The sequence below is a fragment of the Amorphus suaedae genome (genome assembly GCF_053629675.1).
Genome location: NZ_JBRJIT010000002.1, coordinates 1,198,943 through 1,220,518, shown reverse-complemented (window position 1 = coordinate 1,220,518; position 21,576 = coordinate 1,198,943). Strand labels below are relative to the sequence as shown.

Below are 21,576 nucleotides of genomic sequence, written 5' to 3'. Positions count from 1 at the left end.
ATCCAACCAATTCCAACAGTCTGATGACCATCCGGGGCCGGCTCCGCGCCGGCCCGCAATCATGGAGATGCGCGAATGGACACCCAGAACGCCCTTGCCCGCCTCCGGCAGGTTCCGGGCTTCGAGACCATCGCGGACGACGATGTCGCGATCGAGCGTCTTGGCGGCCTGACGAACGTCGTCTTCAAGGTCACCCGCGGCGACAGCACCTACCTGCTCCGGATTCCCGGCGCCGGGACCGAGAGCTACATCGACCGCAAGGTCGAGGCGCACAACGCGGTCGCCGCGGCCCGCGCCGGCGTGTCGCCGGAGGTGGTCCACTTCGATGCCGACACCGGGCTGATGCTCGCCGACTACATCGACGCGCCCACCATGTCGCCGGAGCGGTTCGTCACCACGCCCGGCGCCCCGGCCCGCGCCGCCCATGCCTTCCGAAAGCTGCACACCAGCGGCCAGACCTTCGAGTTCCGCTTCGAGCTGTTCTCGATGATCGACGGCTACCTGAAGATCCTGGAGGAGAAGAAGGCGCAGCTGCCCGACGGCTACCACGACGTGGTGAAGGAGGCCGAGGCGGTGCGCACGGCGCTGGATGCCCATCCGGCCGATCTCGCCCCCTGCCACTGCGACCCGCTGTGCGAGAACTTCCTCGACACCGGCGAGCGCATGTGGATCGTCGACTGGGAATATTCCGGCATGAACGATCCGCTGTGGGACCTGGGCGACCTCTCCGTCGAGGCCGGGTTCACGCCCGAGCACGACCGGGAGATGATGGAGGCCTACTGCGGCGGGCCGGTCGATGCCGCGACCTTCGGCCGGATGGTCGTCTACAAGGCCATGTGCGACCTGTTGTGGACGCTGTGGGGGCTGATCCAGCACGCCGACGACAACCCGGCCGAGGACTTCTGGGCCTATTCCGTGGGCCGCTTCGACCGCTGCAAGGCGCTCATGGCCAGCGACGACTTCGCCCGGCACCTGGAAGCCGTCCGCAAGGGCTGAGGCATCGCATCGCCGCGCGCCGGCAGGCGTGCGGCAACCGGACCGACATCACGCGAATTCGGCGTCCGAGGGGTCTTCCTGCGGCTCGCTCTCGACGCTGAGCACGCGGGTTTCGTGGTGGGCAAGCGCCTGGGCGAGCGGCTCCGGCGGCGGCAGGTCGCAGACCAGCGTGCCGATTCCGTCGAGCCCGCAGACGCTGACCGGAGCCTGGTTGCGGAACTTGGTGTGGTCGGCGACCACCATCGACTGCGACGACTGGGCGATCATCGCCCGCGCCAGTTCCGCCTCCTGGAGATGGAAGTCCATGAAACCGCCCTCGGGGTGGACGGCGCCGATCGACAGGATCGCGTAGCGGGCCCGGAAGTTGCGGATGAACTGGATGGTCGTCTCGCCGAACGCCGCGTTGTCGCTGGCGCGAATCTCGCCGCCGGCCAGATGCACCCGGTTGCCCTTGCCGCGCACCAGCGTGCGGGCGATGTCGGTTCCGTTGGTGATGACGAACAGGTCGCGACGGGCGAGCAGCGCGCGGGCCACGTAGGCGGTGGTGGCGCCGTTGTCGATCATCAGCGCGTCGCCGTCCTCGATCTCGTCGAGCACCCGCTGGGCGATCGCCGTCTTGGCGGCGGCGTTCAGCGCCATCCGCTTGTCGAATTCGGCCTCGCCGCTGCGTTCCGGCAGCAGCACCGCGCCGTGAACGCGCTCCACCAGCCCGCGCGCCGCCAGCGCCTTGATGTCCCGGCGCACGGTCTCGTCCGACACCCCGAGCCGGCGCGTCAGGTCGGCAACGGTGCAGGAACCCGAACCCTCGAGCGCGCGCATGATCGCGCTGTAGCGAGCGGTCTTGTGCAACGATCTGCTCCTCGCGTGGCTGTCTCCCGACGTCCACCCAACCTGGTCGTCCACAGTGCGATCGGACATCGGCCAAACCCCAGCAATTGTCACGTTCCCCAGTCTGCTTGAACGGCACATTTGTGGCTTTTTGTGGCCTTTCGGTTGACAGTTGTGGTTTTTGCGCCGCAAGATGATGGGGAATTTCGAGTTTGGCGGGTACGGGCAGGTCCTCTCGGGGGCCGGTCCGAACGCGCCTCGGGTTCGTTTCTGGCCGCCCCGCGCACATCGGGCGGTGGCCGTGGAGCGCCCAAGGACGCCGGTGCCTCTGCTCCGGCGGCCACCCTGGACACCACACCGCAAGGGGAAACATGCGATGATCAGCCAACACGCCGTCACGAAGACCAGCGCCCGCCTTCTGCTCGGGGCGACCATGCTCGCCACCGCTGCCGGGGGCGCCTTCGCCCAGGGCGTTCCGGAATCCGACGAACCCATCAAGATGACCATCAACGACTGGACCGGCCAGGAGATCACCACGAAGGTGATGGGCAGCGTCCTGGAGGAGATGGGCTACAACGTCGAGTACGTGCAGGCCGACTACCTTGCCCAGTTCGCGGGTCTCGAAAGCGGCGACCTCGACGTTGCCATGGAGATCTGGGAGACGACCGGCAAGGACGCGCTGGAAGCCTCGCTGAAGACCGGCAACACGGTCGACCTCGGCGAGACCGGCATGGAAGCCAAGGAAGAATGGTGGTTCCCGGCCTATCTCAAGGAAGACTGCCCGGGCCTGCCGGACTGGAAGGCGCTGAACGACTGCGCCGAGCTGTTCGCGTCACCCGAGACGAGCCCGAAGGGCCGGTATCTGGGTGGCCCGGTGACCTGGGGCGGCCATGACGAGGAGCGCATCGAGGCGCTCGGCCTCAACTACGAGGTCATTCACGCCGGCACCGACGCGGCGCTGCTCGCCGAGCTGAAGTCCGCTTACCAGCGCAAGAAGCCGATCCTGACCTGGATCTACGCCCCGCACTGGGCCCCGATCGAGTTCGAGGGCGAGTGGATCCAGTTCCCGGAATACGAGGACGCCTGCTACAACGATCCGAAGTGGGGCACCAATCCGGACAAGGCCTACGACTGCGGCAAGCCGCACGGCTGGATCAAGGCTGTCGGCTGGGCCGGCGGTGAGAAGGAGTGGCCGGCCGCCTACGAGGCCATCCGCAACTTCACCATGACCAACGACGACATGGGTGACATGATCGGCAAGGTCGACGTCGAAGGCATGCCCCTCGACATGGTGGTCTCCGAGTGGCTCGAGAACCATCAGGACACCTGGAAGAGCTGGATCCCCAAGAACTGATCCCCTTCCACCGGGCGGGACGCAGGTGCGCCCCGCCCGCCAGAGCGCTTCCAGATCAGGCCCGGGCACCATGCCGGCGGCCTGATCTGACGTATCGGGCCAGGCCCGCCACCGCTTCGCGCCCGGCGCGTGCCGCCTGACCACCGGTTCCTCCCGTCCACAAATCGCATCAGGATCTATGTCCGAAGCCATCGCCACCCCGCCTTCCGGTTCCGCACCGCAGCCGCTGGCGTCGGATTCCGACGACGAGCGCAGCGTCAAGCTCTCCTGCCGGGGGCTCTGGAAGATCTTCGGGGAAGACGGCAACCGCGAGGGCAAGCGTCTGCTCGAACGCACCGGCGGCCGGCCGACCACCAAGGACCTCGACGCCGCAGGCCTCACCCCCGCCGTTCGCGACGCCACCCTCGACGTCAACGACGGCGAGATCTTCGTCATCATGGGACTGTCCGGGTCGGGCAAGTCGACGATCATCCGCTGCCTGTCGCTGCTCTTGCAGCCGACGGCCGGGGAACTCGTCTTCGAGGGCCGCGACCTCCTCGCCTGCTCCCAGAAGGAGCTCATCGACATCCGCCGGCACAAGATGGGGATGGTGTTCCAGCACTTCGCGCTGCTGCCCCATCTCACCGTGCTCGGCAACGTGACCTTCCCGCTGGAGATCCAGGGGATCGACCGCGCGACGCGCGAGAAGCGCGCGATGGAGGTCATCGAGCTCGTCGGCCTCGGCGGCCGCGAGCTGGACTTTCCGCGCGGCCTGTCGGGCGGCCAGCAGCAGCGCGTCGGCATCGCCCGCTCGCTCGCCACCGAGCCGGAGCTGTGGTTCCTCGACGAGCCGTTCTCGGCGCTGGACCCGCTGATCCGCCGCGAGATGCAGGACGAGTTCCTGCGGCTGCAGCGGCTGCTGCACAAGTCCATCGTCTTCATCACCCACGATTTCGACGAGGCGATCCGCCTCGCCGACCGCATCGCCATCATGAACCAGGGCGAGATCGTCCAGGTCGGCACGCCCGAGGATCTCGTCGTGCGGCCGGCGACGCCGTACGTGGAGGAGTTCACCCGCGACGTGGCGCGCTCCAAGGTGCTGTCGGCGCGCGCCATCATGACCGCCCCCTCCGACGGCGCCGACTACGGCGGCGAGATCAGGCCCGGCGACCGCATCTCCAGCTTCGCCGCCCGGCTGATCGAGACCGGCAAGCCGTTCGCCGTGGTCAACCGGCGCGGCGAGAGGGTCGGCCAGGTCGAGCGGGACGCCGTCATCACCCTGCTGGCGGAATCGGCATGAGCCTGGCAACCGCGCACGACCAGCCCACCGCGCGGGCGGTGCCCGGCTGGCTGATCTGGAGCGGGGCGATCGCCCTGCTGGTGGTCCTGTGGCTGGCCGCCCCCCACGTCGCCTGGCTCGGCGACCCGGCCGACTTCTTCGTGCTGCCGCTGAAGGGCTGGATCTCGTCGGCCATGGACTGGCTGGTCAACGATCTCTCCTTCGGCCTGTTCACCTTCAAGGAGCTGACCCGGGGCATCGCCTGGGTGCTGGGCCTGCCGCTGCAGGCCTGCATCGCGGTGCTGTCGAAGGGCTGGCACCTGCCGATCGGCGACGGCAAGATCCTGTTCCCGCCGGTGCCGTGGTTCGCCGTCGTCGCCGCCGTCACCTGGCTCGGCTGGCGTTTCGGCGGACGCCCGCTGGCGATCCTCACCTTCCTCTGCTTCCTCTACCTCGCCGTCTTCGGGCAGTGGGCGAGTGCGATGATCACCCTGTCGTCGATCCTGGTGGCGGTGCCGCTCGGCGTCGTCATCGGCACCTCGCTCGGCATCCTCGCCCACCGCCACGAGCGCTTCGCCCGGATCATCCGGCCCGTGCTGGACCTGATGCAGACGGTGCCGGTGTTCGCCTACCTGGTGCCGGTGCTGTTCCTGTTCGGCTTCGGCCCTGTCTCGGCGATGATCGCGACGATCATCTACGCGATGCCGCCGATGGTGCGGGTCACCATGCTGGCGCTGCGCGGCGTGGCGCCGGAGATCGTCGAGTTCGGCAACATGACCGGCTGCACGGCGCGGCAGATGCTGTGGCGCATCCTGCTGCCGACGGCGCGCCCCAGCCTGATGGTGGGCGTCAACCAGGTCATCATGCTCTCCCTCAACATGGTGATCATCGCCTCGATGATCGGCGCCGGCGGCCTCGGCCGCGACGTGCTCACCTCGCTGCGCCGGCTCGCCATCGGCGACGGGCTGGAGGCGGGCCTCGCCATCACCCTGCTCGCCATCTCGCTGGACCGGCTGAGCCAGGCCTTCGTCACCCGCCAGAAGCAGCCGCTGCACGTGGAGATGGACAAGAACTTCTTCGTCCGCCACGCCACCGCGGTGGTCTTCTTCGGGCTGGTGTTCGCCGGCTTCCTCACCGCCGCGCTGGCGCCGTCGATCGCGCTCTATCCGACGTCGATGGTCATCGACACCGGCCCGTTCTGGGACGAGGTCGTCCGGCTGATCAACGTCCACCTCTACGACTACCTGGACGCCATCAAGTCGTTCCTGCTGATCTACGTGCTGGTGCCGCTGAAGCGGTTCCTGGTGGACGCCCCTTGGCTCGGCGTCATGGGCATCCTGGCGGTCGCCGGCCTGCGCCTCGGCGGCCTCCGCCTCGCCCTCACCGTCTCGCTGATGGCCGCCTTCATCGCGCTCACCGGCAACTGGGAGAAGGCGATGATCTCCGTCTATCTCTGCGGCCTGTCGGTGATCATCGCCAGCGCCATCGGCATCCCGGTCGGCATCCTGTCGGCCCGCCATCCCGGCATCCGGCGGATCGCCCGCAACACCATCGACACGCTGCAAACGCTGCCGAGCTTCGTCTACCTGATCCCGGTGGTGATGCTGTTCGCCGTCGGCGACTTCTCCGCGATGATCGCCATCGTGCTCTACGCGCTGGCCCCGGCGGTGCGCTACGCCGACCACGGCATCCGCAAGGTGCGGCCCAGCATCATCGAGGCCGGCACCATGTCCGGCTGCACGCCGTCGCAGCTGCTCTGGAAGGTGCAGCTGCCGCTCGCCATGCCGGAGCTGATGCTGGGCCTCAACCAGACCATCATGATGGCGCTGTCGATGCTGGTGATCACCGCCCTCGTCGGCACCAACGATCTCGGCCAGGAGGTCTACATCGCGCTCACCCGCGCCGACATCGGCCAGGGCGTGGTGGCGGGCCTGTGCGTGGCGTTCATCGCGATGATCGCCGACCGGCTGATCGGCGCCTGGGCGGAAGCGCGCAAGCGCCAGCTTCAGATCGACTAGGGTTTCCGGGCGGGATCCCCCGGTTCGCCGCCCGGAACCGCGACAAGGCATGAGGAGGACCCATGGCTGACGCACCGAGCGCATCGGCGCGCGCCGCACGGCTCGACATCTGGAGAGGGCCCGTCGATCCCCAGCCGGTTACCGGCGGGATCACCAACACCAACTTCCTGGTCGAGGACGCCGGCCGCCGCTGCTTCGTGCGCGTCGGCGAGGACATTCCCGTCCACGGCGTCATGCGCTTCAACGAGCTGGCGGCGTCCCGCGCCGCGGCCGAACTCGGCATCTCGCCGGCGGTGGTGCACGCGGAACCGGGCGTGCTGGTGCTCGATTTCATCGAGGGCCGGACGCTGGGCGAGGCCGACATCCGCGACCCCGCCATGCTGCGCCGCATCGTGCCGCTGCTGCGGCGCTGCCACCGCGACATGGCGCGCCAGGTGGCGGCCCCCGCGCTGGTGTTCTGGGTCTTCCACATCTGCCGCCACTACGCCCGCGTCCTCAGCGACGGCGGCAGCCGCCACGCGGCCCTCCTCCCCGACCTGTTGGAGCGATGCGACGTGCTGGAGGCCGCCGTCGGCGCCATCGAGATGGGCTTCGGCCACAACGACCTGCTGCCGGCGAACCTCATCGACGACGGCGAGCGGCTCTGGCTGATCGACTGGGACTACGCGGGCTTCAACTCGCCGCTGTTCGATCTCGGCGGCCTCTCCTCCAACAGCCAGTTCGACGACGCCCGGGACGACGAGCTGCTGGGACTCTATTTCGAGGCAGCGCCGGACGACGCCCTGCGGCGGAGCTTCGCCGCCATGAAGACCGCCTCGCTGTTGCGCGAGACGCTGTGGAGCATGGTGTCGGAGCTGCGCTCGGAGGTGGACTTCGACTTCGCCGCCTACACCGCCGACAACCTCGACCGGCTGGAGCGCGCCTGGTCGGCCTTCAGCCGCCGCGCCGGCTGAGGACGGGTCCGCCGTCCTGGCCGATGACCTCCAGCGCGCGCACCGCGAAGCGCTGCGCCAGCGGCGCCAGCGCCGCGGCGTTGGCGCCCGCCGCAGTGCCCGCCAGCGCCCGGTCGGCGATGCCCACGAAGATCACCGCGAAACGGAACAGCGCGAACGCCACGTGGAACGGCTCCAGCGGCGGCATGTCGCCGGCCTCGTCCATGTAGCCGGCGACGAAGGCATCCAGCGACGGGATGCCCAGCGCCGCGATGTCGAGGCCGAGCAGGCCGCCGTACTCGTCGGGCGACGTCACCCACGGGATGCAGCAGAAGCCGAGATCGGCGAGCGGATGGCCGATGGTCGACAGCTCCCAGTCGAGGATCGCGACGACCCGCGGCTCGGTCTCGTGGAACAAAAGGTTGCCGAGGCGATAGTCGCCGTGCGCCAGCGACGCGCGGCCGTCGTCGGCCGGCATGTTGTCGGCGAGCCAGTCGGCCAGCCGCTCGAACTCCGGGCTCTTCGCCTGCGAGGAGCCGTCGAGCTGCCGCGTCCAGCGCGACACCTGGCGCGCGAAATAGTTGCCCGGCCGGCCGAAGTCGCCGAGCCCCACGGCCTCCGGATCGAGGGCGTGCATGCGGGCCATGGTCCGCGCCATCGCCATGTAGATCGCCTGCCGCTCGGCCGGCTCCAGCCCGGGGAGCGCGCAGTCGGAGAACACCCGGCCGTCGACGCGCGCCATCAGGTAGAACGGCGTGCCGATGAGGTCCGGATCCTCGTGGATCAGGATCGGCTCGGGAACCGGAACGTCGGTCGGAAACAGTGCCTGCAGGACCCGGTATTCCCGCTCGATCGCGTGCGCGCCCTTGAGGATCTCGCCGGCCGGCTTCTTGCGCAGCACCATCCGCCGCGCGCCGTGGTCGAGGAAGAAGGTCGGGTTGGACTGGCCGCCGCCGATCCGCTCCAGCCGCATCGTGTCGGCCGCGCCGAGGCGGGCATCGAGGAACGCCTTCAGCACCGCTTGGTCGAACTCCGGCGCGCCGTCCGCCGGTGCCATGGGTGGTTGCGTCATTCCTGCACGTCCCACGCCCAGAAGCCGGTCTCCTCGGCCTCGAGGTTCCGGTTGAGGACCATCTTGTGCACCTCGTCGGCGCCGTCGACCAGCCGGGCCTGGCGCGCGTAGCGGTAGATCCACTCCAGCGGCGTGTCGGTGGAATAGCCGCGCGCGCCGTTGATCTGGATGCCCGTGTCGGCCGCCTTGTGCAGCAGGTTGGCGACATGGACCTTCGCCATGGAGATCTGCTTGCGGGCGAAGCGGCCCTGGTCCAGCTCCCAGGCGGCCTTCATCACCAGCAGGCGGCCGACCTCGATCTGCATCGCGAGATCGCCGAGCATCAGCTGCACCGATTCCCGGTCGGCGAGCCGCACCCCGAAGCCCTCGCGGCGGCCGGCGTAGTCGCGGGCGATCTCCACGCAGCGCTTCGACAGGCCGAGCCAGCGCATGCAGTGGGTGAGCCGGGCCGGTCCCAGCCGGGTCTGGGTGACCTTCAGGCCCTTGCCCTCGCCGACGAGCACGTTCTCGGACGGGATCTCCAGCCTGTCGAACACGATCTCGCAATGGCCGCCGTGCTCCTCCGGGCCCATGATCCCGATGCGCCGGACGATGTGCCAGCCCGGCTGGTCGCGGTGGAACAGGAACGCCGTCAGGCCGTGGCGCGGATCGTCGGAGGTGCGGGCGATCAGGGTGAAGTGGGCGGCCTCCTCGGCCCCCGTGATGAACCATTTGCGGCCGGTCACCACGTAGCGGTCGCCGACCCGTTCGGCGCGGGTGCGGATCATCGCGGGATCGGATCCGCCGCCCGGGTGCGGTTCGGTCATGGCGAAGGCCGAGCGCACCGAGCCGTCGGCGATCGGCCGCAGCCAGGTCGCCTTCTGCTCGGGGGTGCCGAGCCGGTCCAGCATCATCATGTTGCCGTCGTCGGGCGCGGCGGAGTTGAACACCACGGGGCCGAAGATCGACCGGTTCATCTCCTCGTAGCAGACCGCCATCGCCTGCCGGTTGAGGCCGTGGCCGCCCTCCTCCCGGCTGAGCTGCAGCGTCCAGAGCCCCGCCGCGCGCGCCTTGGCGCGGCACGCTTCCAGGGGGCCGTGGGCGATGTTGCCGTGCGCGTCGTAGGCGTCGGGCTGCGCTTCCAGCGGAAGCAGCTCCTCGGCGACGAAGTCGGCGATGCGGCGCCTCAGGTCCTCGACGTCGGACGGAATCGTGAAATCCATGAAGGTCCTCCCGGATCCCCGCCGCCGGTCTTCTGCGGATCTCTCGTGAGCCCGCGCGCCGGCTGGTCGGGAGCGGCACGGCCGCCGCCATCTCCGTGACTAAAGCAAATCCGGTCCGGACAGAAGCATCCCGAGCGGGACGCGATCGCGTCGCCTCGAGCATCGCGTCCGTCGGTCGTCCGCGGGGTATCGGCTCAGGGGGCGGAGGCGGCCTGGACGGGCACGTCCTCGCCGAGGGCCGCCCTGAGGCCGGAGAGCTCGTCCGCCGTCATGTGCAGCCCGAGCTTGGAGCGGCGCCACGCGATGTCGTCGGCGGTGACGGCCCATTCCTTAGCGCGCAGCCAGTCGACCTCGCGCTCGGTCAGGCCGGCGCCGAAGTCGCGGCCGAGATCGGCCGGCGTCTGCACGCCCTGCAGGATCTCGCGGGTGTCGGTGCCGTAGGCGCGCACCAGCCGCGCCACGAGCGGACGCGGCAGTGCTACGTGCGCCTGGTGGATCGCGTCGACCAGCGCCTCGTACCCCTCGACCGGGAAATCGCCGCCGGGAAGCGTGGCGCCCGCCGTCCACGGCTTGCCGCGCGCCTCGCCCAGCGCCTCGTCGACCTTCTCCAGCGCCGATTCCGCCAGCCGGCGGTAGGTGGTGATCTTGCCGCCGAAGATGTTGATCAGCGGCGGGGTGCCGTCGCCGCCGTCCACCTTCAGCACGTAGTCGCGGGTCGCCGCCTGCGCCTCGCTTGCCCCGTCGTCGAACAGCGGCCGCACGCCGGAGTAGGTCCAGACCACGTCGTCCGGGGTGATGGTACGGGTGAAGTACTCGCTCGCCGCCGCGCAGAGGTAGGCGGTTTCCTCGGGCGTGATCGCAACCTTCGACGGATCGCCCGAATAGTCGCGGTCGGTGGTGCCGATCAGCGTGAATTCCCCCTCGTAGGGGATGGCGAAGATGATCCGCCCGTCGGCGTTCTGGAAGATGTAGCAGCGGTCGTGGCCGTAGAGCTTCGGCACGACGATGTGGCTGCCCTGCACGAGGCGGACGTTGTGGGATTCCGCGTGGGAAGCCGACGCGATCACCCGGTCCACCCACGGCCCGCCGGCATTCACCACCAGCCGCGCGGTGACGGTTTCCGTCGCGCCGGCGGCGTTCAGGAGCTCGACCGCCCAGACCCCGTCCCGCCGTTCCAGCCCGGTCACCCGGGTGCGCGTGCGGATGTCGGCGCCCTTCTCCTGCGCCGAGCGCGCGTTCAGCACCACGAGCCGGGCGTCGTCCACCCAGCAGTCGGAATACTCGAAGCCCTTGGCGTAGTCGCCCTTCAGCGGACGGCCGGCGGCATCCTGGCGAAGGTCGAGCGTCCGCGTCGCCGGCAGCTTCTTCCGGCCACCCAGATGGTCGTAGAGGAACAGGCCAAGGCGCAGCAGCCAGCTCGGCCGCAGCCCGTCGTGGTGGGGCAGCACGAAGCGCAGCGGCCGGATGATGTGCGGCGCCATCGACCACAGCACCTCGCGCTCCATCAGCGCTTCGCGGACCAGCCGGAACTCGTAGTACTCGAGATAGCGCAGCCCGCCGTGGATCAGCTTGGTCGACCAGGACGAGGTCCCGCTGGCGAGATCGTTCATCTCGCACAGCAGCACCTTCCAGCCGCGGCCGGCGGCGTCGCGCGCGATGCCGCAGCCGTTGATGCCTCCGCCGATGACGAGGATGTCGAAGTCAGCGTTCGGGCGTGGGGGTGAGGCCGTCATGACTGCCGGATATCGTCAGATGATGCGCTTGCGCAGGAACGCGGAGATGATTTCGCCAAGGACGACGAGGGCCAGGATGGCGAGCAGAACCGTGGCGGCCTCGGGCCAGTTGAAGGTGTCGATCGCGCCCTGGAGGATGATGCCGATGCCGCCTGCGCCGACGAGGCCGAGAACGGTCGATTCACGCAGGTTGATGTCCCAGCGCAGGATGCTGACCGCCCAGAAGGTCGGCATCACCTGGGGCACGATGGCGTAGAGGATAACCTTGAAACGTGACGCGCCCGTGGCTTCCAGCGCCTCCACCGGGCGGCGGTCGATCTCCTCGATGGCCTCGCCGAGCAGCTTCCCGATGAAGCCGATCGAGCGGAACATGATGGCCACGATGCCGGCGACGATGCCCGGGCCGAAGATCGCCACGAACAGCAGCGCCCAGATGATTGTGTTCACCGAGCGGCTGGAGACCAGGATGAACCGGCCGAGCCAAAGCGTGGCGGCGTTGGGCGTCGTGTTCTGGGCGGCGATGTAGGCCACCGGCAGCGACAGGATGACCGCGACGGCGGTGGCGAGCGTCGCGATGTTCACCGTCTCCACCAGCACCCACAGGATGGTGCCGAGGTTGCGCGTGTCGGGCGGGATCATCCGGCCGAGCAGGTCGCCCATCTGCGCGGGCGCGCCCCAGACCCACGCCCAGATCACGTCGATCGAGGCGAGCGACCAGACGACGGCGGCCACGCAGAACAGGAAGATGGCGAAGCGCTGCATCCGCTGGCGCGGCGTGTAGCGGGCCCAGTCCTCGGGAGTGGTGTCGAGGCTTACCATACCCGTTTCCTGATCTGGCCGCTGATGCCCTCGCTGACGAGGATGACCGCGACGATGACGATGGTGATGGCGAGCGCGAAATCGTAGTCGTAGCGGCCGAACGCGTTGGCGAGCGTCGCGCCGATGCCGCCCGCGCCGACGATGCCGACCACGGCGGAGGCGCGCAGGTTGCTGTCGAGCTGGTAGATCGCCAGGCCGATCAGCCGCGGCATGATCTGGGGAAACACCCCGTAGATCAGCGTCGGCAGGTAGCGCGCGCCCACCGAGCGCATCGCCTCGACCTGGCCACGGTCGATCTCCTCGATCCGCTCGGCGAGCATCTTCGCCACGAAGCCGATGGAGTAGACGATCAGCGTCAGCACGCCGGCGAACGGACCGAAGCCCACCGCCTTCACGAAGATGATGGCGACGATCACCGGGTGGAAGCTGCGCGACACGATGATGATGCCGCGCCCGAGCATGAAGATCGGCCAGGGCGCCAGATTCTTCGCCGCCATGAAGGCGATCGGGATCGACATCAGCACGCCGCCGACGGTGGAGAGGATGGCGATCTTCAGGCTTTCCAGGAAGCCGTCGATGAGCAGGCCGCTGCGCGCGAAGCTGGGCGGGAAGGCACCGGCGAAGATGCGCTGCGCGCGGGTCAGGCCCTGCGCCACGCGGTCCCAGTCGAACGGCATGATCGAGACCGCCCAGGCGACGTAGATGACGACCGCCAGCAGCAGCCCGTAGCGCAGCACCGGGTTGGCGATCAGCGGCGGCTTGCGCCAGGTGTCGGGGGTGGCGCTCATAGCGCGGCCGCCATCGCCGGCGCGGGACCGGCGCCCTCGCCGCGCTCCTCCGCCGGCACGCCGGCATAGATCTGCTCCATGGCGTCGGCGTCGAGGGCGGCGGGCACGTCGTCGAACATGATGCGACCGTAGCGCATGCCGACGATGCGGTCGGTATACTGCTTGGCCTCGGCCACGTTGTGGATGTTGATCAGCACGGGCAGCGCGTACTCGCGCGACAGCGCCCGCAGCAGCTCCATGATCTGCTCCGACGTCTTCGGGTCGAGCGACGCGGTCGGCTCGTCGGCGAGCAGGATTTCCGGGTTCTGCATCAGCGCGCGCACCACGCCGACGCGCTGGCGCTCGCCGCCGGAGAGCTCGTCGGCGCGCTTGTTGGCGTAGTGGGCGATGCCGACGCGTTCCATCAGCTCGTAGGCGCGGCGGATGTCCTCGCGCGGATAGCGGCGGAACGCGGCGCGCCACAGCGGCAGGTAGCCGAGGCGGCCCGACTGGACGTTCTCCATCACCGTCAGCCGGTCGACGAGGTTGAAGCTCTGGAAGATCATGCCGATGCGGCGGCGCGCCATGCGCAGGTCGCGGCCGCGCAGGCTGGTGAGTTCGACGCCGTTCAGCTCGATGGTGCCGGACGTCGGCTCGACGAGGCGGTTGATGCAGCGCAGAAGCGTGCTCTTGCCGGCGCCGGAGGCCCCGATGATGGAGACCACGCTTTCGCCCGGCACTTCGAGATCGAGTTCCTTGAGGACGGGGTCCCCGTTCCCGTAGCGCTTCACGAGCTTCGAGATCTTCAACATCGGCAAGCACTCCGAGGCCGTGCGGACGCGGCGCTCACGCCGCGTCCGTCGGGCTGTTCTTGATTATTCCTTGGCCAGGCCCTGCGGCGTGTACTCGACGCCGTTGGCTTCCTGGATGTCGCGGATCACCGACCAGTCCTTCTGGTAGGTCACCGGCACGAACTTGCTGACGCCGTCGAACTCCTCGCCGAGCGCGGTGCCCTTGAAGTCGAAGCTGAAGAAGGCTTCCTTGATCTTCTCCGCCAGCGCCGGGTCGAGGTTGTAGGCGTAGGTGTAGGACGTCGTCGGGAACGGCTGGGATTCCCAGACGATCTTCACCTCTTCCGGATCGTAGAGATCGCGCTCGGCCATGCGGTCGACCACCTCGGAGGCCACCGGCGCGGCGTCATAGTCGCCCGCCACCACGCCCAGCATCGACTGGTCGTGGGAGCCCGAGTAGGTCACCTCGTAGTCCTTGTCCGGCGTCACGCCGAGCTTCGGGAACAGCGCGCGCGGCGCCAGGTTGCCGGAGTTCGACGTCGGCGAGGTGTGCGCGACGCGCTTGCCCTTCAGGTCGGTCATCTCGTTGATGCCGGAATCCTTGCGGGTGTAGACCTGCAGCTTGTAGCCGAAGGTGCCGTCCTCGGAGCCCATGATGGCGAACGGCACGGCGCCGGCGAGGTTGACGGCGAACGGCGTCGGGCCGGTCGAGAAGCCGGCGATGTGCAGGCGGCCGGAGCGCATCGCCTCGACCTCGGCCGAATTCGACTGCACGGCGAAGAACTGCACCTTCTTGCCCGTCACCTCCTCCAGATGCTCGATGAACGGCTCCCAGATGTCGGCGTAGATCGCCGGATCCTCGACCGGGGTGTAGGCGAACACCAGCGTGTCGGGGTCGAGCAGCTTGCTCGGATCGGTCGGCGTGTCGGCGACCAGGTCGCCGTTGGCGTCGCAGTACATCTGGTCGAGGTCGCCGCGCTGGGCGCAGGCCGCGTCCTGGGCAGCCGCCGGGGCGGCGATGGCGAACGCGGTCGCAAGGCCAAGGGCCGTGCCGGCGAGCGCGCGCGCAATTCGGGTGTCGAGTGTCTCGGCTTTCATCGGTTTCCTCCGCTCCAGGCCGTTGCTCGGCCTGTTTTCCATCGTGGACGTTGCCCGCCCGTCAGCTGGTGCAACCGTAGCGAATGTTTGTGGGACTTCGCAACATATTTTGCGCAAAAAAGTTGCGACTTCCTCCAAGTTTGTGGGATTACTCACACAACGACAAGAACGACGCACGGGAGAGACACGTGACGACACGCGACATTCCTGCCGCCGCGGCGGTGGCGGCGAGCCTCGCCCCCCGCCCCTTCGCCGAGATGGACGCCGCGCGGCTCCGCGCCCTCGACTTCGTGCTCACCGACATCGACGACACGCTGACCACCGACGGCCGGCTGCCGGCGGTGGCCTACGAAGCGCTGGAGACGCTGCAGCGGGCCGGCCTCAGGGTCATCCCGATCACCGGCCGCCCGGCCGGCTGGTGCGACCTGATCGCCCGGCTCTGGCCGGTGGACGCGGTCGTCGGCGAGAACGGCGCCTTCTATTTCGCCTGCGAGCCCGCCGGCGGCATGACCCGGGTGTTCCACAAGCCCGACGCGGAGCGGCGCTCCGACCGCGCCCGGCTCGACGGCCTCGCCGCCACCATCCTGGCGCGCGTCCCGCGCGCCCGCATCTCCGCCGACCAGCCGTTCCGCGAGGCCGACCTCGCCATCGACTTCGCCGAGGACGGCGCCCGCCTCGACGAGGCGGAAATCGACGCCATCGTGGCCTGCTTCGAGGCCGCCGGCGCGGTCGCGAAAGTGTCATCCATCCATGTCAATGGCTGGTTCGGCCACTACGACAAGCTGGTGATGACCCGCCGGCTGCTGGCGGAGCGATATGGCGTCGACATGGATAGCGCGGGAGACCGCATCGCCTTCGTCGGCGACAGCCCGAACGATGCGCCGATGTTCGGCTATTTCGCCAACAGCATCGCGGTCGCCAACTTCGCCGACTTCGCCCACCGCTCGCCGGCGCAGCCCAAATGGCTGACCGCGGAGGCCGGTGGGCAGGGCTTCGCGGCGGTGGCGGCGGCGATCCTGCGGGCGAAGGGGGCCTGATGCCGCGCCTCGGCAAGGCGGCGCGCCGCGAGCGCATCCTCCGCGAGCTCGAACGCCACCCCCACGTCCGCATCTCCGAGCTGGCGGCAAGCTTCGGCGTCTCCACCGAGACGGTGCGCCGCGACGTGGAGGCGCTCAGCAGCGAAGGCCTGATCAGCCGGGCCTACGGCGGCGCCTCGGCCATCCCCATGGGCGCGCAGGCGCCCTTCAGCGAGCGCAACCAGGCCTACATCGACGAGCGAACCCGCATCGGCCAGCGCGCCGCCGCCATGGTGCGGCCGGGCGAGGTGCTGATGATCGACGCCGGGTCGACGACCCACCAGTTCGCGCACGCGCTGGCGGCCATCGGCGAGGACCTCACGGTGCTCACCAACAGCGTCGCCATCGCCGCCACGCTGGGCTCCAACGCCTCGATCCAGATCATCCTCTGCCCCGGCGACTTCCTGCACCTGGAGGCCGCGGTCTACGGCCCGGAAACGCTGGATTTCCTGTCGCGCTACAACGCCAACCGCGCCTTCATCGGCGCCAGCGGCCTCGCCCCCCAGGGCATCTCGGACGCCAACCGCGCGGCCGTCGCCATCAAGCGCCGGATGATCGCCCAGTCCCGCGAGACCTTCCTGCTGATCGACCACTCCAAGTTCGACCGCCATCTGGTGGCGACCGTCGCGCCGCTCGACGCCTTCGCCGGCATCGTCTGCGACCAGCGTCCGGGCGGTTCGCTGGGCGAGGCCCTGGGCCAGGCCGGGATCGACCTGCAGGTCGCCTGAGGGCGACGGGGTTCCTCAGAACGCCGGCCGGCGCTTCTCCATGAAGGCGGCGATGCCCTCGGCGGCTTCCGGATCGGCGCGCGCGGCGTTGATGGCGTCCGCCTCCAGCTCCAGGCAGTCTTCCAGGCTCGCCGATGCGGTGGCCGCCATGAGCCGCTTGATCCGCCCGATCGCCCGCGTCGGGCCGGCGGCCAGCGTCTCGGCCATGTCGAAGGCGGTGGCGAGCGCCTCGCCGCCGTCGACCAGCCGCGTGACGAGGCCGAAGGCGTGGAGCCGCTCCGCCGCGATCGGCTGGCCCAGCATGCAGACTTCGTTCGCCAGCTGGCGTGGCATCGCGTCGTGCAGGAACCGCGTGATGCCTCCGTCCGGGGTCAGGCCCAGACGGACTTGCGCCGCGGCGAAGCGGGCATCGCGGGTCGCCACGACCAGGTCGCAGGCGAGCGCCAGCGCGAAGCCGATGCCGGCCGCCCCGCCCTCCACCGCCGCGATGACCGGCTTCGGCAACCCCACCACGGTGCGGATCATCGCCGCCAGCCGGTCGGTTACCTCGACCCGCTCCGCCGGGCTCATCTCCACCGTGCGCCTGAGCGCCCGCATGTTGCCGCCGGCCGAGAAATAGCCGTTGGCCCCGGTGAGCACGACCACCCGCACCGCCGGGTCGTTCCCGGCACGGGCGAGGACATGCGTGAGGGTCGGATTGACGTCCGGCCCGATCGCGTTGCGGGAGCCGGCATCGTCGAGCGTCACGACGAGGATGCCGCCGCGCCGCTCGCGCCGCACCACGGGGCTGTCGGCGCTGTCCGACGGGTTGGTCGCGCGCACCCGCCTACTCCGGGAAGGCGACGAGGGTCCGCCCGTGGATCTTCGAGGCGATCATCTCGTCCATGTAGCCCGGCAGGTCCTCCAGCCCGATCTCGCGGCCGAGGCCGTCGAGGTCGGCCGGCTTCAGGTCGCCGGCAAGCCGGTCCCAGATCGTCTGGCGCAGCGGCATCGGCGTGTCGGAGTTGATGCCGATCAGCGTGACGCCGCGCAGGATGAACGGCAGCACGGTGGTGTTGAGCGCGATGCCGGCGGCGTTGCCGATGCTGGTGACGATGCCCTGCACCGCCGCCGTGCGCAGCAGCCATTCCAGCTGCGGCCCGCCGGCGGTGTCCACGGCGCCGGCCCATTCGGCCCCCTCCAGCGGCTTGCGGCTCGGCTCGCGTGGCGGCGAGCGGACGTCGGAGGCGCCGAGGCCGCGCAGGAAGCCCTCCTGGTCGGTCTTGGAGGTAACGGCGGTAACGGTGAAGCCGCGCTTCGCCAGCATCGCGACCGCCAGCGAGCCGACGCCGCCGGTGGCGCCGGTCACGGCGACCGGGCCGAGGTCGGGGGTCAGGCCGGCGGCCTCCATCTTGTGGACGGCGAGGGCCGCGGAGTGGCCGGCAACGCCCAGCACCGCCGCCTCGCGGGGCGACAGGCCGTCCGGCAGGCGCACCAGCCAGTTGGCCGGCACGCGCACCTTCTCCGCGAATCCGCCGTCGTGGCTGACGCCGACGCCGCGTCCATGGGCGATCACCCAGTCGCCCGCCTTGTAGGCCGGGCTGGCGCTCGTCTCCACCTGGCCCACCGCCTCGATGCCGCCGACGCACGGATAGCGGCGGATGATCGGCGCCTTGCCAGTGCCGGCCAGCGCGTCCTTGTAGTTGATGCCGGCGTAGCGGGTGCGGATGACCACGTCGCCCTGGTCGATGTCGTCGAGCGACAGATCGACGATGCTGCCGCGCGGCCCCTCGGCCGTTTCCTCGATGCGGTATGCCTTCATGGCTTTCATCCGTTGCTGGAGCCCGTCCCGCCCGGATCGACGCGACCCGGACAAGCGGAACGGCTCAGGAATTCTCGATCTGCGCGCGCGCCCGCCGGTCCCGCATGCCGCGATAGATCGGCCATCCGACGAACAGCGCGGTCATGACGAAGAGGACGAGGGCGATCGGCTGGGTGAAGAAGGACAGGAAATTGCCGTCCTGCAGGATCATGCCCTGCCGGAAGCTCTGCTCGATCATCGGCCCCAGCACGAAGCCGATGACGATGGGGGCGAGCGGAAACCGCCCGAGCCGCAACAGGAAGCCGGCGAGGCCCGCCGCCAGCGCCACCACCAGGTCGAACGGGTTGTAGTTGACCGTGAAGGTGCCGATGGCGATCAGCACCACCACCGCCGACAGAAGCAGCGGCTCCGGCATCCTGAGGATGCGCGAGAACACCGGGCAGAGCAGCACGCCGAGCACGTACATGGCGACGTTCACGAAGAACAGCGCCACGAAGATGAAGGTGACCAGGTCGGCGTTCTCGACGAACAGCCGCGGCCCCGGCGTGACGCCCTGGATGACCAGCGCGCCGAGCATCACCGCGGTGATCGGGTCGCCCGGGATGCCCAGCGACAGGGTCGGCACCAGCGCCCCGGAGGTGACCGCGTTGTTGGCGGCTTCCGAGGCGATGATCCCGTCGGGCTCGCCGGTGCCGAACTTGTCGCGGTTGGGCGAGGTGCGCTTGGCCTCGGCGTAGCTGATCATCGACGCCGCGGTGGCGCCGATACCGGGCAGGATCCCCGTCCAGGTGCCGATCATCGACGACTTGAACAGCACCTTCCAGCGCTGGCCGAGCTCGCGCACCGCCGGAAACTCGAAGCCGCTGCGCGGCAGGTCGGCGGCAACCCCGTCGTGGCGCTCCGACACCCGCCAGAACACCTCCGACAGCGCGAACAGCCCGACTAGGAACGGCACCAGCCCGATGCCGGCCGACAGCTCGAACGACTGGAAATGCAGGCGCAGGTCGCCGGTCAGCGGATCCTGGCCGATGGTGGCGGCGATCAGGCCGAGGAAGCAGGCGGCTCCGCCCCTGAGCAGGTCCTCGTTGGCGACCGAGATGACGCAGGTGAGCGCGAACAGGCCGAGCGCGAAATACTCCACAGGACCGAACTTCAGCCCGAGGCGCGCCAGCAGCGGTGCCGCGGCGATCAGCACGACGGTGGACAGGAGCCCGCCGATGAGGGAGGCGGTCGTCGACCAGCCGAGCGCCAGCCCGCCTCTGCCCTTCTTCATCATCGGGTAGCCGTCGAACAGCGTCGCCGCCGCCTGGGGCGTACCCGGCGTGTTGATCAGGATCGCCGAGATCGAGCCGCCGTAGACCGACCCGCAGTAGAGGCCGAGCAGCAGCATGATGCTGGCCTCCGGCCCGAGCACGAAGGTGAGCGGCAGCGCCAGCGTGATCGCCAGCACCGAGCCGAGGCCGGGCATGGCGCCGATGACGATGCCGGCACCCGTGCCCGCGATCATGAAGAACAGGATCGACGGGGTGGCGATGGTCTGGAGCGCCTGGAGGATGCTGTCCATGTCAGGCCCGCCTCACAACCAGGCGAAGAGTTCGTCGAGGCCGAAACCGGGCGGCCGGATGACGAAGATCTCCGCGAAACAATACCAGACCAGGCCGACGAAGATGACGGTGACCAGCCCGATGACCAGCGGTCGCCGGTAGCCGAGCAGCACCGTCATCGCCGGCAGGAAGACGACGCTGGCAATCAGGAACCCCGCCACGTCGAACAGCAGGAAATAGGCCGACACCACCGCCGCCACCGCGAGGAAGCGCCCCCAGACGGGGGTACTGCCTCCGTTGTCCGCGCGTCCGGCCAGCCCCCGCACGATCAGCCCGATCGAGGCCGCCGCCAGCAGGACCAGGATCAGCCGCGGGTACCAGACGGGATCGCGGGCGATTTCGGCGTGCGCGAAGCCCTTGCCCACGGTCTGGGCGTAGAGGACGGCGGAAGCGCCGAGAAGGACGCCTCCGCCAACCAGATCCGACATGCACCGTGGCATGGGCATGGGCTTCATCCTCGCCGGCGGGCCGCTACTTCAGGACCCGCTGGATGATCTCGCCGTTGGTGGCGCTGCCCTCCTCGACGGCCTGCTTGACGCCTTCGCTGTCGCGGAACTGCACGAGCGTGCCGAGGCTGGCGAGCGTCTCGATGAAGCGCTCGTTCTCCGAGGTCTGCTTGCAGGCGTCGACCAGCTTCGCCTTGGCGTCCGTCGGAATGCCCTTCGGCGCGAACACGCCGCCCCACCAGGAAGCGGTGGTCGGGAAGCCCTGCTCGACCGACGTCGGCACGTCCGGCGCCGCGTCCACGCGCTCGTCGGCGAAGACGGCGACGGCGTCGAGGTCGTTCTTCGAGACGTTGGAGATGATCGCCATGTAGAGGTCGACGTGACCGCCCAGCAGCGCCGTCACGCCCGGGCCGTCACCCTGGAACGGCACGTGCTTGATCTGGATGTCGGTGTCCTGGAGGAACTTCTCCATCGCCAGGTGCGGCAGCGATCCCGGTCCCGGCGAACCGTAGCTCAGCTCGCCCGGATGGGCGCGGGCGTAGTCGACGACGTCCTTCAGGCTCTTGAACGGCGAGTCCGGCTTCACCGCCAGCGCCTGCGGGCTGTAGAACAGCTGGCAGATGTAGTCGAAGTCCTCGATCGAATACGGCGTCTCGCGCATGTGCGGCTGGTTGATCAGCGGCGCCGCCGGGACCACCCCGATGGTGTAGCCGTCGGGCCGCGAGCGGGCGAGCTGGGCCGTCCCCACCGTGCCGGCGCCACCGCCGACGTTGGTCACCGGCATGTTGGTGCCGAGGATCTCCTCGAACTCGCGGGCGGCCGCGCGCGCCATGGTGTCGGTGCTGCCGCCGGCCGGGAACGGCACGATGACCGTCACCGGGCGCGCCGGATACTCGGCCGCGAACACGGCGGCCGGAGCGAGGATGGTCGCCGACAGGACGACGGCGGCAAGGCGGCTGGATAGATGCTTCACGGGGTGTCTCCTTCCCATTTCAGGTTCGTTCGTCCGGCGGGTTGTCGTCCCGCCTTCTTCAGGCTTGGTGTCGTGTGCGG

Annotated in this window: 20 protein-coding genes; 7 read left to right on the top strand and 13 right to left on the bottom strand. The window is 69.4% G+C overall.

Annotated features, from left to right (window positions below; all coding sequences use genetic code 11):
• The first annotated feature begins 75 nt into the window (after positions 1-75).
• Positions 76-996, top strand: a complete 921-nt coding sequence (locus tag AB7M35_RS19395; RefSeq protein ID WP_453962067.1) for a phosphotransferase — start codon at positions 76-78, stop codon at positions 994-996.
• A 48-nt stretch (positions 997-1,044) separates the two neighbouring features.
• Here AB7M35_RS19395 and AB7M35_RS19390 read toward each other — a convergent pair whose 3' ends face one another.
• Entirely contained in the window at positions 1,045-1,845 is an 801-nt protein-coding gene (locus tag AB7M35_RS19390; protein WP_453962066.1) for a DeoR/GlpR family DNA-binding transcription regulator, read from the bottom strand.
• 355 nt (positions 1,846-2,200) lie between these two features.
• Between AB7M35_RS19390 and AB7M35_RS19385 the strand changes: the two genes are divergently transcribed.
• From AB7M35_RS19385 to AB7M35_RS19370, 4 genes are all read left to right on the top strand, one after another.
• Entirely contained in the window at positions 2,201-3,178 is a 978-nt protein-coding gene (locus tag AB7M35_RS19385) for an ABC transporter substrate-binding protein (protein WP_453962065.1), read from the top strand.
• 178 nt (positions 3,179-3,356) lie between these two features.
• A complete protein-coding gene (locus AB7M35_RS19380) occupies positions 3,357-4,457 on the top strand; it encodes a quaternary amine ABC transporter ATP-binding protein (protein WP_453962064.1) in 1,101 nt (366 codons plus the stop codon).
• A complete protein-coding gene (locus tag AB7M35_RS19375; protein ID WP_453962063.1) occupies positions 4,454-6,454 on the top strand; it encodes an ABC transporter permease in 2,001 nt (666 codons plus the stop codon). Before AB7M35_RS19380 ends, AB7M35_RS19375 begins: the two co-directional genes overlap by 4 nt.
• A gap of 62 nt (positions 6,455-6,516) precedes the next feature.
• Complete coding sequence (locus AB7M35_RS19370) at positions 6,517-7,407, top strand: phosphotransferase (protein WP_453962062.1); 891 nt, start codon at positions 6,517-6,519, stop codon at positions 7,405-7,407.
• On the opposite strand, the gene AB7M35_RS19365 is transcribed toward AB7M35_RS19370, so the two are convergent.
• The 7 genes from AB7M35_RS19365 to phnD form a co-directional block, all read right to left on the bottom strand.
• Positions 7,388-8,458 carry a phosphotransferase family protein gene (locus tag AB7M35_RS19365; protein WP_453962061.1) on the bottom strand — a complete coding sequence of 357 codons (1,071 nt, stop codon included), beginning with the start codon at positions 8,456-8,458 and terminating at the stop codon, positions 7,388-7,390. The genes AB7M35_RS19370 and AB7M35_RS19365 overlap by 20 nt on opposite strands.
• Positions 8,455-9,660 (bottom strand): acyl-CoA dehydrogenase family protein, encoded by a 1,206-nt coding sequence (locus tag AB7M35_RS19360; protein ID WP_453962060.1) that lies wholly within the window; start codon positions 9,658-9,660, stop codon positions 8,455-8,457. Before AB7M35_RS19360 ends, AB7M35_RS19365 begins: the two co-directional genes overlap by 4 nt.
• Positions 9,661-9,854: 194 nt before the next feature.
• Complete coding sequence (glpD, locus tag AB7M35_RS19355; protein ID WP_453962059.1) at positions 9,855-11,393, bottom strand: glycerol-3-phosphate dehydrogenase; 1,539 nt, start codon at positions 11,391-11,393, stop codon at positions 9,855-9,857.
• A 15-nt stretch (positions 11,394-11,408) separates the two neighbouring features.
• A complete protein-coding gene (phnE, locus tag AB7M35_RS19350; RefSeq protein WP_453962058.1) occupies positions 11,409-12,212 on the bottom strand; it encodes a phosphonate ABC transporter, permease protein PhnE in 804 nt (267 codons plus the stop codon).
• Entirely contained in the window at positions 12,206-13,000 is a 795-nt protein-coding gene (phnE, locus tag AB7M35_RS19345; protein WP_453962057.1) for a phosphonate ABC transporter, permease protein PhnE, read from the bottom strand. The genes phnE (AB7M35_RS19350) and phnE (AB7M35_RS19345) overlap by 7 nt, the downstream gene beginning before the upstream one ends.
• Complete coding sequence (phnC, locus tag AB7M35_RS19340; RefSeq protein WP_453962056.1) at positions 12,997-13,791, bottom strand: phosphonate ABC transporter ATP-binding protein; 795 nt, start codon at positions 13,789-13,791, stop codon at positions 12,997-12,999. Before phnC ends, phnE (AB7M35_RS19345) begins: the two co-directional genes overlap by 4 nt.
• A gap of 63 nt (positions 13,792-13,854) precedes the next feature.
• Positions 13,855-14,868, bottom strand: coding sequence for a phosphate/phosphite/phosphonate ABC transporter substrate-binding protein (gene phnD, locus AB7M35_RS19335; RefSeq protein WP_453962055.1), 1,014 nt, complete (start codon positions 14,866-14,868; stop codon positions 13,855-13,857).
• A 257-nt stretch (positions 14,869-15,125) separates the two neighbouring features.
• Here phnD and AB7M35_RS19330 point away from each other — a divergent pair, with 257 nt between their 5' ends.
• Both AB7M35_RS19330 and AB7M35_RS19325 read left to right on the top strand, forming a co-directional pair.
• Positions 15,126-15,905 carry an HAD-IIB family hydrolase gene (locus tag AB7M35_RS19330; protein WP_453962574.1) on the top strand — a complete coding sequence of 260 codons (780 nt, stop codon included), beginning with the start codon at positions 15,126-15,128 and terminating at the stop codon, positions 15,903-15,905.
• Positions 15,905-16,672 carry a DeoR/GlpR family DNA-binding transcription regulator gene (locus AB7M35_RS19325; RefSeq protein ID WP_453962054.1) on the top strand — a complete coding sequence of 256 codons (768 nt, stop codon included), beginning with the start codon at positions 15,905-15,907 and terminating at the stop codon, positions 16,670-16,672. The genes AB7M35_RS19330 and AB7M35_RS19325 overlap by 1 nt, the downstream gene beginning before the upstream one ends.
• Before the next feature lie 15 nt (positions 16,673-16,687).
• Here AB7M35_RS19325 and AB7M35_RS19320 read toward each other — a convergent pair whose 3' ends face one another.
• From AB7M35_RS19320 to AB7M35_RS19300, 5 genes are all read right to left on the bottom strand, one after another.
• A complete protein-coding gene (locus AB7M35_RS19320) occupies positions 16,688-17,494 on the bottom strand; it encodes an oxepin-CoA hydrolase, alternative type (protein ID WP_453962053.1) in 807 nt (268 codons plus the stop codon).
• Between the two features lie 4 nt (positions 17,495-17,498).
• Positions 17,499-18,473 carry a YhdH/YhfP family quinone oxidoreductase gene (locus tag AB7M35_RS19315; RefSeq protein WP_453962052.1) on the bottom strand — a complete coding sequence of 325 codons (975 nt, stop codon included), beginning with the start codon at positions 18,471-18,473 and terminating at the stop codon, positions 17,499-17,501.
• A gap of 64 nt (positions 18,474-18,537) precedes the next feature.
• Positions 18,538-20,037, bottom strand: coding sequence for a tripartite tricarboxylate transporter permease (locus AB7M35_RS19310; protein ID WP_453962051.1), 1,500 nt, complete (start codon positions 20,035-20,037; stop codon positions 18,538-18,540).
• 12 nt (positions 20,038-20,049) lie between these two features.
• Positions 20,050-20,523: a tripartite tricarboxylate transporter TctB family protein gene (locus AB7M35_RS19305; RefSeq protein ID WP_453962050.1), complete on the bottom strand. Its 474-nt coding sequence runs from the start codon at positions 20,521-20,523 to the stop codon at positions 20,050-20,052.
• Between the two features lie 25 nt (positions 20,524-20,548).
• Positions 20,549-21,496: a Bug family tripartite tricarboxylate transporter substrate binding protein gene (locus tag AB7M35_RS19300; protein ID WP_453962049.1), complete on the bottom strand. Its 948-nt coding sequence runs from the start codon at positions 21,494-21,496 to the stop codon at positions 20,549-20,551.
• Positions 21,497-21,576 lie beyond the last annotated feature (80 nt).